Genomic DNA, 14,557 nt, shown 5'->3' with positions numbered 1-14,557 from the left:
ATGCCTATTTTATGCCTGTAGAGGGGATATGCCTACAAATATGCCTACACAGGCAAGTTATTAAAAGTTAAACGAGGCGAAAGTAAAACGTTTAATATCAGCTATTTAAAAGAAAAATCCGATAACATTTAACTGTTACCGGATGTTAATAGTGATTCCGAAGCGATTCGAACGCTTGACCCACGCCTTAGAAGGGCGTTGCTCTATCCAGCTGAGCTACGGAACCAGCCTTATTTGCGGATGCAAAGGTAGTGCTTTTTATGAAAATTCAAAAACTTTCCGGCACTTTTTTATTCATATTTTTCTTTGTGGCTATGAATCAGTAATTTATAAAAGAGAAATATTTTGTTTAGTTATATGGTTTGGGATGAATAAATAGGAAAACGTCATTTTTACGAAGAATAACGAAAGTTATATAGGTTTCAAAAAGGTCAAAAAAATAAAATACGGTTGTGTTTTTCTATTATAACTTCTACTTTTGGACGATAAACAACTAAAAAACACATAAAGTTATGAAGAAATTGATTTTTTTATTTGCATTTTGTATTGTAGTGACTAATGTTTTTGCACAAACCGCCCCAGAGCAATTGAAAAAAGAAGGAAATGATGCATTTAATGCTAAAAATTATCCAGTAGCGTATGCGAAGTTCAGCGAATATCTGAAACAGACTAATAATCAAGATTCTGCAACAGCTTACTATTGTGGTATAGCAGCAGACGAAGTGAAAAAGTATGCGGAAGCCGTGACCTTTTTCGATATTGCTATTCAGAAAAATTTTAATATAGGAAATGCGTATGCTCGTAAAGCTTTGGCTTTAGATGCACAAAAGAAGACTGCTGAATATGTAGCTACATTAGAAGAAGGGCTGAAAGTCGATCCTAAGAATAAGACAATGGTGAAGAATTATGGTCTTCATTATTTGAAAGCAGGACTTGCAGCACAGAAAGCTGGAAAAGCAGAAGAAGCAGAAGATTGTTTCAAGAAAGTAATTCCGTTGGATCACAAGCAGTATAAAACAAATGCATTGTACAGTTTAGGAGTTCTGTGTTATAATGACGGAGCTAATATCCTGAAGAAAGCTGCTCCTTTGGCAAATTCAGACGCAGACAAATATGCTGCAGAAAAAGCAAAAGCGGATGGAAGATTTAAAGAAGCATTAGACTATTTGGAAGAGGCTGCTAAGATCTCTCCGGAAAATGAAAATGTGAAAAAGATGCTTCCTCAAGTGAAAGCTGTAATGAAGTAATTTGACTAATCTTATAAATGATAGAGGGTTGCCGGTATGATAACGTCGGGCAACCCTTTTTTATTGCTATCTTTTTCTAATCTATACTTTTTGTGTACATTTGCCGTTCCTAAACGCTGAAATATTTTATGCACTTATATAATAAGGAACAGGCCATCAAACGGATGAATCAGTTTGGACAACACCATCGTCCTTTTGTTTTTATTATCAATTATCTGCAGGATGCATCTTATATAGAAGAGGTTGCTGCTGTTGATTCTACTGAACTTTTGTATAATTTGAATGGATTTACCAATCAAGCTACGTCAACTGAAAAGTATACACCTTCTTTTTCTGCTAAACCAGCGAACTCTATCCATTGGCAGCCTTCTGCAGAATCTTTCTATTCCTATCAACGCTCGTTTAATATTGTCCGACAGAATATCTTGGCTGGAAATAGTTTTCTCACAAATCTGACTTGTCGCACTCCGGTAGATACCAATCTCACTCTGGAAGATATTTATTATCACTCTAAAGCGATTTATAAGCTATGGGTTAAAGACACTTTTACTGTTTTTTCTCCAGAAATATTTGTGAGAATTCATCAGGGGAAAATTAGCTCATACCCGATGAAAGGGACTATTGATGCTTCCATTCCTTCTGCTGCCCAATTATTGATGAACGATCCTAAGGAGGCGGCAGAACACGCTACTATCGTAGACTTGATTCGTAATGATTTAAGCATGGTTGCCAATCAAGTGTTCGTTTCCCGGTATCGGTATATCGATACATTGCAGACTAATCAGGGAGCGATTCTTCAGACAAGCTCTGAAATTCAAGGCGTATTGCCGGAAAACTATCCGGAACATTTAGGAGAACTTATTTTCCGACTTTTGCCAGCCGGTTCCATTACCGGTGCCCCCAAGAAAAAAACGATGCAGATTATTCGGGAAGCTGAAACCTACGACAGAGGATTTTATACAGGAATTATGGGCTATTCGGATGGGATTAATTTGGATAGTGCCGTTATGATACGTTTTGTAGAACAGGAAGGAGAAAAAATGTATTTTAAAAGTGGAGGTGGAATAACCTGTCAGAGCGATGCGGAAAGTGAGTATAACGAAATGAAACAAAAAGTATATGTACCCATTTATTGAGACTATCCGGATAGAGGATGGACAGATTTATAATCTTGATTATCACACAGAGCGTTTCAATAGAACCCGTGCGGTCTTTTGGAAAGATACTGTTCCGCTTGATTTGCGTGAGTATATATCGCCACCAGTTTTAAACGGGATTCATAAATGTCGGATTGTGTATGGAAAAGAAGTAGGAGAAGTCACGTATGCTCCTTATCAGATGCGGAAAGTGTCCTCTTTGCATCTGATAGAATCCGATACCATTAATTACACTTACAAAAGCACACATCGAGAAGAACTGAACGCTTTGTATGCCCAAAGAGGAATGGCAGATGATATTTTAATCGTGAAAGACGGCTATCTGACAGATACTTCTATTGCCAATATCGCCCTCTACGATGGGTACACATGGTTTACTCCGGCTCATCCGTTACTCCGGGGAACGAAACGGGCGGAACTTCTGAATAAGCAATTGATTGTTGAGAAAGACATCGCGCAAGTACATTTAAATGACTATTCACATATCATGTTATTCAACGCCATGATTGACTGGGAGCGTATTGTATTGCCTGTAAATGAGGAACATTTCATTCTATAAACGATAATTAACTGAAATATACAGAGTATTACTGAACAAATGTCACTTTTGTACTGTTATATTTATGTGTTTTTCATAGTATTAGATATAAGATTAATTAAAGAGATTGTACTCCACTTGTGAAAGCTAAAGTACGTCAGAGACAGAAGAGTCTGTTTTTTTGATAAATGTGTTAAAGCATCGGTTTTACCAGGCCGATGCTTTTTTTATGTCCTTTTACCCCCTTTTGTAGTTTATATGAAATAAAATTTGTACGTTTGTAGAGTAATAATAGAAAATGATAAAGATGAACATACCCGTTATCTTTCAGTTTTTAAAAGATCTTTCCGCGAATAATAATCGTGAGTGGTTTAATGAGCACAAGGCAGAATATGAAACAGCCCGTGCCGAGTTCGACAACTTTTTGGCAACAGTGATTGCCCGTATTTCCCTGTTTGATGAAACTATCCGGGGAATTCAACCCAAAGACTGTACTTATCGCATTTACCGGGATACCCGCTTCTCTGCGGATAAAACACCTTATAAAATACATTTCGGCGGCTATATCAATGCCAAAGGAAAGAAATCCGACCATTGTGGATATTATGTCCATTTGCAGCCGGATGGTTCGATGCTTGCCGGAGGAAGCTTGTGTCTGCCTTCCAATATCCTGAAAGCAGTGCGTCAGTCTATTTATGACAATATCGAGGAATTTGTTGCGATCGTAGAAGATCCGGAGTTTAAGAAATACTTTCCGGTGATAGGGGAGGATTTTCTGAAAACAGCTCCGAAAGGCTTCCCGAAAGACTTCAAGTATGTCGATTATTTGAAATGTAAAGAGTATGTTTGCTCTTATAATGTTCCTGATGACTTCTTTACCCGGCCGGATATGTTGGAACAGATAGACAAAGCGTTCCGCCAGTTCAAGCGGTTTGCTGATTTTATAAATTATACGATTGATGATTTTGAATAAATAATGCCTGGAATATAAACTTTAAAATTTAACTTATATGGTAGTAGATACTTTAGAAAATCTGGAGAAATATGCGTCTTTAAATCCTTTGTTTGCACAAGCCATCGACTTCTTGAAGTCTCATGACCTCCAAGCCATGGAAATTGGTAAGACAGAACTGAAAGGGAAAGATCTGTTCGTGAATATCGCACAAACCAAGCCTAAAACAAAAGAGGAAGCCAAACTGGAAACTCATAACGAATTTATTGACATTCAAATCCCGTTGTCGGGAACAGAAATTATGGGGTATACCACTGCTAAAGATTGTGTTCCGGCAGATGCACCTTATAACGCAGAAAAAGACATTACTTTTTTTGAAGGATTGGCAGAAACATACGTTACCGTAAAACCGGGAATGTTTGCTATCTTCTTCCCGCAAGACGGTCATGCTCCCGGCATCACTCCGGATGGTGTGAAAAAAGTAATTGTAAAAGTAAAAGCATAATCCTAATTCAATTCTGATATGGAAAAGACACTTAATCTCATAAAAAATGATCCCTGGCTGGAACCTTTTGCCGGTGCTATCACCGGGCGTCATCAGCATGTATTAGACAAGGAAGCTGAATTGACGAATAAAGGCAAACAAACCCTTTCAGATTTTGCATCGGGGTATCTTTATTTTGGATTGCATCGCACCGATAAGGGATGGACTTTCCGTGAATGGGCGCCCAATGCTACTCATATTTATATGGTGGGTACATTTAATAATTGGGAGGAAAAAGCAGCCTATAAGCTGAAAAAACTAAAGAATGGCAATTGGGAAATTAACCTGCCGGCGGATGCCATTCATCATGGCGATCTCTACAAATTGAATGTATACTGGGAAGGCGGACAAGGCGAGCGTATTCCTGCATGGGCTACTCGTGTGGTGCAGGATGAACAGACCAAGATATTCAGTGCGCAAGTCTGGGCTCCGGAGAAACCCTATAAATTCAAAAAGAAAACATTTAAGCCCGACACGAATCCACTGTTGATTTATGAATGTCATATCGGAATGGCACAACGGGAGGAAAAAGTGGGCACTTATAACGAATTCCGCGAGAAAATACTTCCCCGTATTGCTGAAGAAGGGTATAATTGTATCCAGATTATGGCCATTCAGGAACATCCTTATTATGGAAGTTTCGGCTATCATGTATCCAGCTTTTTTGCTGCCTCTTCCCGTTTTGGTACTCCCGACGAATTGAAAGCATTGATCGATGCCGCTCATGAGATGGGAATTGCTGTGATTATGGACATTGTTCATTCACATGCAGTGAAGAATGAAGTAGAAGGATTAGGAAACTTTGCCGGTGATCCGAATCAGTATTTCTATCCGGGCGTTCGTCGCGAACATCCGGCTTGGGATTCTCTATGCTTCGATTATGGCAAGAACGAAGTGATTCACTTCCTGTTGTCTAACTGCAAGTACTGGCTGGAAGAATATAAATTTGACGGCTTCCGTTTTGACGGAGTCACTTCTATGCTATATTATAGTCATGGTTTGGGTGAAGCCTTCTGTAACTATGGAGATTATTTCAACGGTCATCAGGATGATAATGCGATTTGTTACCTGACATTGGCTAATGAAGTGATTCATCAGGTAAATCCGAAAGCGATAACCATTGCGGAAGAAGTTTCCGGTATGCCGGGGCTGGCTGCAAAAATAGAAGATGGCGGTTACGGCTTCGATTATCGTATGGCCATGAACATTCCGGACTATTGGATCAAGACAATCAAAGAAAAGATTGATGAAGACTGGAAACCTTCCAGCATGTTCTGGGAAGTAACCAACCGTCGTCAGGATGAAAAGACCATTTCGTATGCAGAAAGCCACGACCAGGCATTAGTGGGAGACAAGACAATTATCTTCCGTCTGATTGATGCTGATATGTACTGGCATATGCAAAAGGGAGATGAAAATTATGTTGTCAACCGTGGTATCGCTTTGCACAAGATGATTCGTTTATTGACCTCTTCAACCATCAACGGAGGTTATCTGAACTTCATGGGAAATGAATTCGGTCATCCCGAATGGATTGACTTCCCGCGTGAAGGTAACGGATGGTCATGTAAGTATGCCCGTCGCCAATGGGATTTGGTAGACAACAAGAATCTGACCTATCATTATATGGGTGATTTTGATAAGAATATGCTGAAAGTTCTGAAGAGCGTGAAAAACTTTCAAACGACACCTGTTCAGGAAATATGGCATAATGATGGCGATCAGGTATTGGCATACGGCCGTAAAGACCTTATATTTGTCTTTAACTTTAATCCGAAACAGTCATTTACCGACTATGGATTCCTGGTAACTCCGGGAGCTTATGAAGTAATATTGAATACGGACGACGTTGCATTTGGAGGAAACGGTTTGGCAGATGATTCTGTAGTGCACTTTACTATTGCCGATCCGCTGTACAGTAAAGAAAAGAAAGAGTGGTTGAAACTCTACATTCCTGCCCGTACCGCTGTAGTGCTTAGAAAGAAGAAATAATTTTATCTTTAAATAAGAAGCCCCTGCAACTATCATTGTATATCTGCAGGGGCTTTCTCGTATATTGTGTTATTGAATGATTTAGTTCTAGTTTACCAAAAAGGTACTTGGTCCGAGAATATCATACATATCACTCACGTTGCGTGTTTTCAGTAATACTCCTTGTGGAGTATAGAATAACTGATATTTGATGTCAACGTTATCTTGGCCTACTTTAATTACAATAATAGCTTGCCATTTGGGAAACTCTACCATTGTCACATTATCTACCACCCAACTAGCGTATGGCCCGGATACAAAAGCATTATAGACTGCCGGTGACAGACGATCAAGGCTAACAAGGTCAGTCTGTGTCATCACCCATTGCCCCCGGACGTTAAACCACACATTTTTAGTAAATCCGTTCATTACAAAATTGGCGCAATAATATCCGTCATCTTGTGACCAGGCAATGCCGTTTGCTTTGGGATACATTTTCTTGAAAGTTGCCTGTACATTGCCGGGAGGGGTATCTCCAAAAACAGATGTAGATAATAGCAAAAACAGTGTGATCGCACAAATCATAAATTTCTTCATAAGCTTTGAGTTTAGAGAATTAGTTATAACTAAACAGCCTTTGAGAATATTTGTTTGAGCGATGTACATAAAATAATCCTCCGGGCATTATATAAGTGAAATGCCCGGAGGATAAGGAGTATGCGGTTCTTATCTTACTCTTTTTACTTAAAAAGTAATCTTTAAAATTTTTCCGTTATAACCTCCGACCGAAACATCTGTCGGTTTATAAGGTAATAAGCAGATTTCTTCTTTAGCACCGGTCATCAAATCAATGGCCTGATAAGACTCCATTTGAGGAATCTGCAAAAAGTCGAAGGCATGTGAAGGTACGTTGATGGCAACATCTACCAGTTGACTGTCGAAATTAATAACGAAAAACAGAATCTCGTTTTTGTATTTCCGCATAAAAGTATATTGTTTATGCTCATTGAAACGCCATCCGTTTATATTGGCATACATCAAGTCAAAGAATACCCCCTTTTTGATTGCCTGCTCTTCGTTGCAAAGCGTCAGTACTTTTTGATAGATAGAGTAGAGGTGCTTATGTTCTTCAGTAAGCATTTTTCCGTCAAACTTTCCTCCGTTACGCCAACGACGTATAGTATCTACGCTCCAATAATCGAATATGGTAGTCCGTCCGTCTCTTCCGCTGAATCCTTCGCTATCCATGCCCAGCTCTCCGAACTCCTGACCGAAATAGATCATCATAGGATTGGTGTTCATACATGCAGAAACAATTAGTGCGGGAATCCCTTTACGCGGATTACCGGCAAAGAAATCAGATGCGATACGTTGCTCATCGTGGTTCTCCAGGAAGTTGAGCATTTTTTTCTCTATTCCATTCAGGCTTTGCCAGCAATGAGTGATTGCAGTGGCAGATTCATATCCGCAGGCTACATTTCGTAATGTATCATACAATCCTACCTTATCATATAGATAATCAAACTTACCACGGAACAGATAGTTACGATATTCGCTGGGATTATAGACTTCTGCGATGAAAAGTATTTCAGGATAAACCTCTTTAACTTGAGGAATAGCCCATTCCCAAAATTCAACGGGAACCATTTCTGCCATGTCACAACGGAAACCGTCAATGTGCTTTGACACCCAGAAAAGAAGAATGTCCAGCATCTTTATCCAAGTGTCCGGAGTTGGGGAGAAGTGGCAGGTACCGCCATTCTGATAATCCACTCCATAGTTTAATTTCACCGTTTCATACCAGTCGGTGATATTAGGCGTAGCATCAAAACGATTGTTACCGGTAGCTTTAGCCGGAAATTCCCGGTAAGGCTCTGCTGCACCGTCTTTCATATCGAACTGGGCACGAAGTTCCGCTTGCGGGATATAATAGAAATTATTGTATGGACTGAAAGATTGACTGGGGTCATCGTTAGCCCCCAATTCCGTCGTACCGTCGGGCTGTGCGTCCGAATGGTACTGGCGTGCTACGTGATTAGGTACAAAATCTATAATCACTTTCAAACCTGTGCGATGTGTACGGTGTACCAGGTTCTCAAATTCTTTCATACGTCCCTGTACATCGTTGGCCAGGTCAGGATCTACATCATAATAATCCTTGATGGCATAGGGAGAGCCAGCTTTTCCTTTCACAATGGCAGGATGATCCGGACTGATGTTATAACGGCGATAATCCGCTTGAGTGGCATGTTCGATGATGCCTGTATACCATATATGTGTAGTACCTAATTTTTTGATTTCACCAAGTGCCTTGAGCGTGAAATCAGCCATTTTTCCACACCCGTTGGTGGTAATGTCTCCATTGTAGACACAGTGGTTGTTGTTATTTCCAAACAGACGGGTGAACACTTGATAGATAATTATTTTATTTTCGTCATTCATATAGAGTAGATTATTAATATTCGTATTCATTCTTTTTTCCGATGGATAGGAGGTTACTTCCATATTTTCCCTTTTTCTTCCAACAGTTGATTAAGCACTTCATTGGCTGTATTATATCCCTGTCCGAAGATTTCTTCTGCTTTCTCCAGTTCGGTATTGCTATATCCGTATAAATTGTATGGTTCGATTAATAAATCACACTTTTCCCTTTCTGGAAAAGTATTGGCGCGGAACATAAAATGGAATGAACGCATAGCAATACTTACAATATTCATTTTGTAGTCCTCTGCCATGATGGGGCTTACGTTGACAGCCACCACCTTGTCGCACACTCTACGCAGGGTAGAGACAGGAAGATTCATCATCAATCCTCCGTCTACATAGTTAGTGCCATCTATATTGACTGGTGCGAACATAACAGGCATACAACAAGAAGCTGCGACCCGTTCAGCAATACTGCCGCGGTGAAAATGAACCATGCGTCCATGATCGAGGTCGGTTGCTGTGATAATCAGAGGAAGTTGTAAATCTTCCAAGTTTTTGGCTTTTACGTTGGTTCGGAGAAAGTCTATAAATTCACAAAGGTCAAATAATCCTTTTTTAGGAATTACCAGTTTGGTTAAATCCTGGAATTTATGTCCGGAGAAATAATCAAGAACTTTGTGGGGTTCGTTGCCATCTGCATAAAAGACACCGGCAAGTGCTCCTGCGCTTACTCCGGAGATGATTTCCGGTTTAATATCATGCTCTAAAAGAGCTTGCATAACTCCCAGATGGGCAAATCCTTTAATAAATCCTCCGCTTAGTGCATAGCCAATCTGATATTTCCGGCTATTCCTGTTATTTGTGAATACCTCCATGAGTTGCTTTCTTTAGTTCGCCACGAATTTAGTGAATTTATTGAAAGTAGGAGGAATATAATGAATAGTTTTTTTAAGAGAACGTTATAAGTAGTTTTTTGTTATCCATAGAACACAATAAATGCGGATAACATGGAACTTTAATTGCGTAAGTATAAAGTTTTGTTATCCGCATTTAAATATATCACAATAGAGCACAAATATACGGATGGAATCTTTTGCACCGGCACTGTGTACTGATTAGAATCCGAAATCGTCTATCTCCACTTTATGTTCTTCGTTTTCTTTAAAAGGTTTTGCTTCTTTTTGCACTGGATTTCCTTCGATATAGATAGCGCGGAATGGACGGGCAGGGCAAACATATTCGCATCCTCCACAACCTACACATATTTCTTTGTTTACATGAGGGATCGTTAATCCGTCTTTATATGGTACCATTGCCACAGCCTGTGTAGGACAGTGCTCGGAACACGCTCCGCAACTGGTTCCATCAGTATAAACGATGCAATTTTCTTCGATAAAAACAACATATCCCATTTGTGTAAGATGTTTTTGTTCTACACTTATGGGAAGAATTGCTCCATTGGGACAAACGTCTCCACAAACAGTACAGTCAAAGTTGCAAAATCCTTTCTCAAAACTAACGGTCGGCTGCATTATGCCTGCCAAACCATACTCCATAAAAGCAGGTTTCAGGACATGAGAAGGGCATTTGCTGACACAAAGATGACAGGATGTACATTGCTGTTGAAAGTGTTCCCGACTGATAGATCCCGGAGGAGTGATTGGATTCTCTTTTTTGTAAGCCTTTTTGCCTTCCAGTCTTGCAACGGATTCTTTGGCTTGGGACAGGAGTTTGGGAGCAGCCCCGGCAGTAACAAGACCGGTAACCAAAAAGCGGCGTTTGGATGAATCCGTGTCCGGTGATGATGGCACAGGGACTTCTACGTTTGCTTGTTGTTTCTTTAAAGAAGGGTTATAGACCAATGCCTTTTGCTTGCATGCTCCCAGGCAATCGAAACAATCTACGCAGCGGCTATAATCAATGGCATGTTCTTTACTATTGATGCAGGAGGCTTTGCATTTGGTAGCACAAAGCCCGCATCCATTACATTTCGCAGTATCGATACGGACCTTAAATAATGAAAAGCGGCTCAATAATCCCAATACTGTTCCTACGGGACAAACCGTATTGCACCATGTCCGCCCGTGTTTCCATGTCATTACAAAAATAACTGCCAGAGTGATAATAGCAATGAGAAGAGAAGAAATGCTTAAAACAGAGGTATCTACCTGATAAAATGTATAATTGTCGAACTTGGAAAAGACGGATTCCAACAGATTATTCCCCAACATGTAGATAGGTTTGAATATATGCACTACCACACGTCCATACGCACTGTATGGATCGAGTAGGCCTACAATAAATGTAAATCCGCATAGAAACCCGATTACTGTCAGCCCGAGTATGCCCCAACGCAATTTGTTTTTTGCGGGACTGTAACTATATCTTTTTTTCTTTTTCCCTGTTGATTTTGAAATGCGTGCAATGACATCCTGCAAAATACCCATAGGGCAAATTGTAGAACAATAAACGCGTCCAAACAAGAGCGTTAACACAATGAGAAATAATAAGATACCTATACTTAGTGAAAGGACAGCTGGAATAAATTGCAAATGTGCCAGCCGATGAAAACTGTTCGGTAATATTTCTGCGAAATCGAGAAAAAAGAAAGAAATCAGCACAAATAAAAGTGCTGATATTCCAATACGTAGCTTTCTTAACATTGTTATTTTACATCTTAATTCGCTTGACATTCAGCTTGTCAATGTTCATAGTTCCTATTTTCAGTGCTTCTCCTTTAGCGAGGTGTCCCACAGTATCTAGTGGCATCTCACGTACTTGATTGAAGAATTTGGCAGCAGCCGTGTCCACTGCTACAATATCCGGTGAAATGAACAGTCCTTTTGCTAATACGACATCCGAGGCAGAACGTCCTCGCGGGCCATTGGTTTTCATGATACGATAAGCGTCCACTACGTTAAGCACAGCTTTCTTTTGCAGTGTGCAGATATCGGCAATACATTGCTGCAAGTCATTCTGGTGGAAAAATCCACGGTCCCAGACAATTCCCATGTGATTTTTCATTGAGATAGTCAGATTGGCGCCCCCGTGATTTTTCAGGATGGGAACATTGATCCATACATCGCAATTCAGGATGGCTTCATGTATCTTTGCTTTTTTCATCTTCTGACCGTTGGGTAAGTTTACCGGCTTGTAATAAGACTCCAAATGAGCAGGCATTACTTTTGCTCCGGCAGCTTTTGCCGCAGCTTCGATGCCGCTGTTTTTGTAGCACTTCTGCCAATCGTCACACGTATGGTCGAATGCGGTCACTTCTTTAGCTCCGGCAGCAAAGCATTGTTTCACGATTTCAGCAATCAGTTGCGGGTTGGTGTTTCCTGCCAGTTCCGGCACTTTATCCCAACCGATATTAGGTTTTACGACCACCTTCTGTCCCGGTTTGACGAATTGTTTCATACCGCCCAGTTCGCTGATAGCACGGCGGAACATAGCTTCCGGTTCTCCACCCATGACGGCTACCAAGTCCGGATTGCCTCCGTTCGTATTATTAATAGTCTGGGTTAATATCTCCATTGCCTCCGAATGCTGAATACTCAATGCGGCACCGGTTATGGCTACTGTTTTTAAAAAGTCCCTTCTGTCCATTTTTGATTTTACTTTAGAGTTTTGCAATCGCTTTCAGTAGGGCGTAGCCGCCAAACCATTGAATTAACATACCGGGAATACCAATGCGGAAGTCTTGCACTGCTGCATGGAAATTTCCGATGAATGCCCATTCAAAAGCAGTTCCTATAATCTGATAGGAGAGAACGACACCGAGAATAGCCCATAAAGAAACGGATTTCAGTGTTCGTGCAGCCAAGGCGGAAGTACCGGCAAGTAAAGCGGATTTTATCAATATAATGGGGAGTGCAGCTCCCGATGGCATTGCAAATAACAGGTGATTGATGACAGGAGAAAGAATTGCTGTCAGTAATCCCACACGAAAGCCATATTTATAAGCTGCGATCAACGTGAAAAAATAGATCGGCAATAAAGTAGGGCCACCGTATGGTACAAGATGACAGATTTGTGGAAGTGCAATGTTGCCTACCACAAATAGCAGGGCAAAGAGGTAAGTTCTTACATTGCTGTAATTCAGTGAATAGAGTTTAGCAGATGTTTCCATTTTCGTTGATAACTTTAATGTTTAATAGAACGATAATATTTAGTCGTCCCTTAAAAAGTACTCATCTGCGGGATATTGCAAGAAAACAGTGTCCCGCAGATTTTTTCAACAAGTAGCCAAAGAACCCTCATGGCTCTTTTGAAGTTGTACGCTGCTGCGGCTAAGAGCAGATTGACAACATCCCCGAACACACCTTTATAAAAGTTGCGTCCTAAACGAAAGTCTGATTTCAAATGCCCGATAGTCGGCTCTATTCCTGCACGCTTGCAGAATAGCTTATGTTTCTTCTTGCGTGTGTAATAACTGTCTTTCCTGTTTGGAACATCGGGTATCAGTATCCCGGTGCCGCCCACCTCTTTCTTTCCTCTGTACCCCCTGTCCCCGGCCAACTTCCTGATCTTCTTTCCGGTAATGCGTTCCACCTGCCTGAGGGATTCTTCAATGGTATGCCCGTCATATTCATTCCGGAAAGACTTGGCACCCAGTATGACACCGGTAATTGAGCGGACGATTGAAACCTTGTTGCCGAACTCGTATTTCTTATGTTCTTTCCCCTTGCTGATACACTGCACCTCCGGTTCATGCAGGGAATAGATTTTCCCGGGAGAATTGCGCTTCTGTGAAAGCACCCGCTCAAAGAGGTCGAGCAGGGAGTCGTAGCCGTGGTTTTCTTTCAGGTTGCGCCTCAGTTCCCTGACAAGCCTTCCCGCAATGGTGCGCAGCCGCTTGTCCGCTTTCAGGGCCTTGCCACGGTTCTTGGGGTGGTTACGGAAACGCTGGTCACGGTAGATCTTCTTGAGGACAAAGGTATAGCTCTGGCGCAAAGGAAGCCCTAAGGATTTTACGACAGACAACACTTTGCGGACTATCTTTTTATGCAACTTCGCATCCGTGGGATAAGTCACGTTCTTTTCCTGTACCGTGGAATCGATGAAGGCCGTGCAGTGATGGTCCGGGCCGTCGTCCTCCTGATTGACGCGGATACTTTCTGACAGAATCAGTTCCATGCCATTTTCTCCGACACGCTTACGGAAGTGTACCAGTTCGCTTGCATTGCAGGGATAGGAAGGCGTGAATTCCAACATACCGCAAAAGTACTGGTAATAAGCATTCTCGCTCCATTGTTCAACAACCGATTCATCGGACAGGTTACGCACGTGCTTAAGAATCAGAAGTCCGCACATCAGGCGGATGGGTTTGGCCGGACGACCGTTGACGGCACAGTATAGCGGGGAGAAAGCTTCTTCAAAACGGCGCCAGTCTATCTTATTGGCAAGCAGGTATAAGGGATGCCTGGGATTCAGCTGGTCTGTCAAAGAGCTGAACAAGGAGGGCTGAGGGGTGGTCTTGTTTATCATAATAATCTGCAAGTTTTCAACCATAAAGATACAAAAACTTGCAGATATATCAAAGCAATTTATATATTAATATGTTGATTATTAGGCGTAAAAGCACATTCTAAGGGGCGACTATTTAAAAAATTAGACTTCTTTCCGTAGAAAAGGTTTAATCCTGGCAAAGAACTATTTGCTTAAGTAACTGTCTAAAATTAGTTAATAGAAAAAAGGAGGCTTCGTTGCGTTTTGAATAAC

The 14,557-nt window shown here is 41.1% G+C and carries 13 protein-coding genes and 1 tRNA gene; 6 read left to right on the top strand and 8 right to left on the bottom strand.

All coding sequences use genetic code 11. The annotated features are described in order from the left end of the window. Positions 1 to 152 precede the first annotated feature (152 nt). Positions 153 to 226: transfer RNA gene (locus tag INE92_RS07060), tRNA-Arg, on the bottom strand. Positions 227 to 512: 286 nt separating this feature from the next. Between INE92_RS07060 and INE92_RS07055 the strand changes: the two genes are divergently transcribed. The 6 genes from INE92_RS07055 (at position 513) to INE92_RS07030 (ending at position 6,430) form a co-directional block, all read left to right on the top strand. After that, positions 513 to 1,247 (top strand): hypothetical protein, encoded by a 735-nt coding sequence (locus INE92_RS07055; protein WP_008640116.1) that lies wholly within the window; start codon positions 513 to 515, stop codon positions 1,245 to 1,247. A 128-nt stretch (positions 1,248 to 1,375) separates the two neighbouring features. After that, the gene (locus tag INE92_RS07050; RefSeq protein WP_008640117.1) at positions 1,376 to 2,383 is read left to right on the top strand and encodes an aminodeoxychorismate synthase component I; all 1,008 of its coding nucleotides are present in this window, start codon (positions 1,376 to 1,378) and stop codon (positions 2,381 to 2,383) included. Beyond that, positions 2,367 to 2,963, top strand: coding sequence for an aminotransferase class IV family protein (locus INE92_RS07045; RefSeq protein WP_008640119.1), 597 nt, complete (start codon positions 2,367 to 2,369; stop codon positions 2,961 to 2,963). The genes INE92_RS07050 and INE92_RS07045 overlap by 17 nt, the downstream gene beginning before the upstream one ends. A gap of 277 nt (positions 2,964 to 3,240) precedes the next feature. After that, positions 3,241 to 3,915 carry a DUF2461 domain-containing protein gene (locus tag INE92_RS07040; protein ID WP_009039575.1) on the top strand — a complete coding sequence of 225 codons (675 nt, stop codon included), beginning with the start codon at positions 3,241 to 3,243 and terminating at the stop codon, positions 3,913 to 3,915. Positions 3,916 to 3,952: 37 nt separating this feature from the next. Continuing rightward, entirely contained in the window at positions 3,953 to 4,399 is a 447-nt protein-coding gene (locus tag INE92_RS07035; protein WP_008640122.1) for a YhcH/YjgK/YiaL family protein, read from the top strand. An 18-nt stretch (positions 4,400 to 4,417) separates the two neighbouring features. Further along, a complete protein-coding gene (locus INE92_RS07030) occupies positions 4,418 to 6,430 on the top strand; it encodes an alpha amylase C-terminal domain-containing protein (protein ID WP_008640123.1) in 2,013 nt (670 codons plus the stop codon). A gap of 87 nt (positions 6,431 to 6,517) precedes the next feature. Here the strand turns inward: INE92_RS07030 and INE92_RS07025 are convergent, their stop codons facing one another. The 7 genes from INE92_RS07025 to INE92_RS06995 form a co-directional block, all read right to left on the bottom strand. After that, positions 6,518 to 7,006: a PepSY-like domain-containing protein gene (locus tag INE92_RS07025; protein ID WP_008640124.1), complete on the bottom strand. Its 489-nt coding sequence runs from the start codon at positions 7,004 to 7,006 to the stop codon at positions 6,518 to 6,520. Positions 7,007 to 7,153: 147 nt separating this feature from the next. Then, positions 7,154 to 8,851, bottom strand: coding sequence for an alpha-amylase family protein (locus INE92_RS07020; protein ID WP_212702062.1), 1,698 nt, complete (start codon positions 8,849 to 8,851; stop codon positions 7,154 to 7,156). Between the two features lie 53 nt (positions 8,852 to 8,904). Next, the gene (locus INE92_RS07015; protein ID WP_008022480.1) at positions 8,905 to 9,711 is read right to left on the bottom strand and encodes a patatin-like phospholipase family protein; all 807 of its coding nucleotides are present in this window, start codon (positions 9,709 to 9,711) and stop codon (positions 8,905 to 8,907) included. Positions 9,712 to 9,951: 240 nt separating this feature from the next. Continuing rightward, the gene (locus INE92_RS07010) at positions 9,952 to 11,499 is read right to left on the bottom strand and encodes a 4Fe-4S binding protein (protein WP_008640132.1); all 1,548 of its coding nucleotides are present in this window, start codon (positions 11,497 to 11,499) and stop codon (positions 9,952 to 9,954) included. 7 nt (positions 11,500 to 11,506) lie between these two features. After that, complete coding sequence (locus INE92_RS07005) at positions 11,507 to 12,442, bottom strand: DUF362 domain-containing protein (RefSeq protein ID WP_015531184.1); 936 nt, start codon at positions 12,440 to 12,442, stop codon at positions 11,507 to 11,509. 13 nt (positions 12,443 to 12,455) lie between these two features. After that, positions 12,456 to 12,965: a hypothetical protein gene (locus INE92_RS07000; RefSeq protein ID WP_008640133.1), complete on the bottom strand. Its 510-nt coding sequence runs from the start codon at positions 12,963 to 12,965 to the stop codon at positions 12,456 to 12,458. Positions 12,966 to 13,015: 50 nt separating this feature from the next. After that, positions 13,016 to 14,323 carry an IS5 family transposase gene (locus INE92_RS06995; protein ID WP_008771523.1) on the bottom strand — a complete coding sequence of 436 codons (1,308 nt, stop codon included), beginning with the start codon at positions 14,321 to 14,323 and terminating at the stop codon, positions 13,016 to 13,018. Positions 14,324 to 14,557 lie beyond the last annotated feature (234 nt).

Source organism: Bacteroides xylanisolvens (genome assembly GCF_018289135.1).
GTDB classification, from domain to species: Bacteria; Bacteroidota; Bacteroidia; order Bacteroidales; family Bacteroidaceae; genus Bacteroides; species Bacteroides xylanisolvens.
The sequence above is the reverse complement of the archived record's forward strand: the minus strand, read 5'-3'. Positions and strand labels throughout refer to the sequence as shown.

What these genes read in the sequence shown, in the direction of transcription:
- INE92_RS07045 (WP_008640119.1), top strand. Translation starts at nt 2,367, where the DNA reads ATGTACCCATTTATTGAGACTATCCGGATAGAGGATGGACAGATTTAT.
- INE92_RS07055 (WP_008640116.1), top strand. Translation starts at nt 513, where the DNA reads ATGAAGAAATTGATTTTTTTATTTGCATTTTGTATTGTAGTGACTAAT.
- INE92_RS07015 (WP_008022480.1), bottom strand. Translation starts at nt 9,711, where the DNA reads ATGGAGGTATTCACAAATAACAGGAATAGCCGGAAATATCAGATTGGC.
- INE92_RS07005 (WP_015531184.1), bottom strand. Translation starts at nt 12,442, where the DNA reads ATGGACAGAAGGGACTTTTTAAAAACAGTAGCCATAACCGGTGCCGCA.
- INE92_RS06995 (WP_008771523.1), bottom strand. Translation starts at nt 14,323, where the DNA reads ATGATAAACAAGACCACCCCTCAGCCCTCCTTGTTCAGCTCTTTGACA.
- INE92_RS07010 (WP_008640132.1), bottom strand. Translation starts at nt 11,499, where the DNA reads ATGTTAAGAAAGCTACGTATTGGAATATCAGCACTTTTATTTGTGCTG.
- INE92_RS07050 (WP_008640117.1), top strand. Translation starts at nt 1,376, where the DNA reads ATGCACTTATATAATAAGGAACAGGCCATCAAACGGATGAATCAGTTT.
- INE92_RS07025 (WP_008640124.1), bottom strand. Translation starts at nt 7,006, where the DNA reads ATGAAGAAATTTATGATTTGTGCGATCACACTGTTTTTGCTATTATCT.
- INE92_RS07035 (WP_008640122.1), top strand. Translation starts at nt 3,953, where the DNA reads ATGGTAGTAGATACTTTAGAAAATCTGGAGAAATATGCGTCTTTAAAT.
- INE92_RS07030 (WP_008640123.1), top strand. Translation starts at nt 4,418, where the DNA reads ATGGAAAAGACACTTAATCTCATAAAAAATGATCCCTGGCTGGAACCT.
- INE92_RS07020 (WP_212702062.1), bottom strand. Translation starts at nt 8,851, where the DNA reads ATGAATGACGAAAATAAAATAATTATCTATCAAGTGTTCACCCGTCTG.
- INE92_RS07000 (WP_008640133.1), bottom strand. Translation starts at nt 12,965, where the DNA reads ATGGAAACATCTGCTAAACTCTATTCACTGAATTACAGCAATGTAAGA.
- INE92_RS07040 (WP_009039575.1), top strand. Translation starts at nt 3,241, where the DNA reads ATGATAAAGATGAACATACCCGTTATCTTTCAGTTTTTAAAAGATCTT.